Here is a 2141-nt window from a genome sequence, read left to right on the forward strand (position 1 = left end):
AATTGGAATAAATGCTAGGGATTTGTCCTGTACGCGCTTAAAACGTCTCTGTGAGCTTCTAAGGGCTTCTCAGAGAGATGTTCTTATTTTTCAGCTACTTTTTCTCTAAGGGCCTTAAAATGCTCTGAAAAAGCGTTTTAAGCCGTTTTAACTAATCGGCCCTATCTAATAGCCGGTTAAGTGGTCAAACTTTGGGAAAAACGGAACCGAAAATAAGTTTTGACCGTATGATTTTGAAACAGATCTAAAAAATCGCTCTTTGATTTTTAGGTCTGTTTTTTGGTTTTGGGTTTGGTTTTTGGAAATTTGGGCGAGTTGCTGGGGGGCTACTACGACCCCCCCTTTAAGTGCCGAGTGCCAAATTCAAAAAAAATAGGGGTTGAGCCTTACTCTCCCAAAGGTTTGGAGAATCAAAAAAAAGTCAACAAATCGCCAACAAAATTAGCTATTTTAAAAAAAAAAATATAAAAGTGTTGTACTTGTGTTTGATATAAGTATATTATATACATAAGAAAAATAAAAGGAGTGAATATGTTGGCTGTAGCAGATGATAAAAAAAGAATCATGATTTCTTTAACAGAAAAGCAAAATGATGAGCTTGAAAAATTAGCAAAAGAAAAAGGATTTTCTAAATCAGCAATTATTGTATTAGCGTTAGAAGAATATAAGAAAGGGCAGAAAAATGCGTAAAAAAAGAGCGACACCGGCTAAAGTCCGCTCAATAATTACGTATTTACTGTACAAGGTGATTTTATAAAATGGCTAAGGAAAAAGCAAGATACTTTACTTTTTTATTGTATCCGGAAAGCATACCGACTGATTGGATCCAAAAGTTAGAATCCTTAGATGTGCCTATCGCTATTAGTCCGATTCATGATAAAGATTTGAGTAATGTTGAGGGACAGAAATATAAAAAAGCACATTATCATGTGATTTATATTGCGAAGAATCCTGTTACTGCAGAAAGTGTTAGATTAAAAATTAAACGTTTATTGGGCGAAAAAAGTATAGCAAAAGTTCAAATTGTAGTGAGTAGCATGGAAAATATGTATTTGTATTTAACACATGAATCAAAAGACGCAATCGCTAAAAATAAATATAAATATAAAAAAGCTGACATCATACAACTTAATAATTTTGATATTGACCGTTATATAACTTTGGACGCTGAAGATAAAGATGACATGCTGAATGAAGTTTGTGATTTGATTGATGAACATGGATTGGCAAACATCAGAGAATTAAGAAGATTTATAAGAGTGCATGGTGCAGAATATGGATTACCGAGCATGAAAATAATAAATAGTGTTCTACGTTCTCACACTGGTTTGATTAGATTATATTTTGATGCAGTATATCAAGAAAGAAAATACGGTAGATTTAATATTAATTATGAGACGGGAGAAATTCAGGAATGAATAAAAAAGAAATTTATTTTTATAGGATTTCAGAGTTGGCTTATGAGTTAATGCAGTTAGAAAGTTTATCGCTTGATGTAGAAAAAAATGAAGAAGAAATAAAAAGAAGATTTACAGAAATGACAATTAAAAATTTAGATGTCATTGATGAGGTTTTTGAAATCAAAATTCTTATGGATATTAATTGAATTATCGCCCACATTTTTGGGCGATCTTTTTTGTTTTATTTTTTCATTTTTCGTTAGAAAAATAGTAAGGGAGTTAAGAGGGAATTTTCCCTCTTACAAGCAAGCGTAGCGAGCGAGTGTAAAGAAATGCGCCAGCATTTTGTATACACTTGCACTGCTTGACAGATTTCTTATCGCTAAAAATTTATAGAATAAGAACCGTGTGATTATTCATAAATTAGTGAGAAGAAATTAGGTTATTGGTTCAAACAGATAGTGAAAGTAGCTAGTTGGTTTGAATGCATTTAGTGAGTTGAGAATGACGGAAGTAGTCAGCTTGAAATCATGAATTGTGAGCGAAAATATTTGAGCGATTGCACTGAATAATTTTTGAGGAACTTTTATGCCGAGAAAACTTTTGATGTGGAGGAGACCCCCCAGGTACACTAAGAGCCGTTTTCGGCGAGGTGGTAGCGACAGCTATCAACTCGACGGAATACGAGGTCTTGGGGGTCTGGGGGAGCGTCAGCGTGTCAGAGGCTCCATGTCAAAAGGA

General features: G+C 33.9%; 3 protein-coding genes. All 3 read left to right on the forward strand.

Annotation, left to right across the window (positions count from 1 at the left end; genetic code table 11):
• Nucleotides 1-564 precede the first annotated feature (564 nt).
• Nucleotides 565-690 (forward strand): CopG family transcriptional regulator, encoded by a 126-nt coding sequence (locus QA539_RS10915; RefSeq protein ID WP_419895627.1) that lies wholly within the window; start codon nucleotides 565-567, stop codon nucleotides 688-690.
• Nucleotides 691-758: 68 nt separating this feature from the next.
• The gene (locus tag QA539_RS10920; protein WP_283720757.1) at nucleotides 759-1418 is read left to right on the forward strand and encodes a replication protein; all 660 of its coding nucleotides are present in this window, start codon (nucleotides 759-761) and stop codon (nucleotides 1416-1418) included.
• A complete protein-coding gene (locus QA539_RS10925; RefSeq protein WP_219522417.1) occupies nucleotides 1415-1606 on the forward strand; it encodes a hypothetical protein in 192 nt (63 codons plus the stop codon). The genes QA539_RS10920 and QA539_RS10925 overlap by 4 nt, the downstream gene beginning before the upstream one ends.
• Nucleotides 1607-2141: the final 535 nt, after the last annotated feature.

It is taken from the genome of Macrococcus psychrotolerans (assembly GCF_038095555.1).
Lineage (GTDB): Bacteria > Bacillota > Bacilli > Staphylococcales > Staphylococcaceae > Macrococcoides > Macrococcoides psychrotolerans.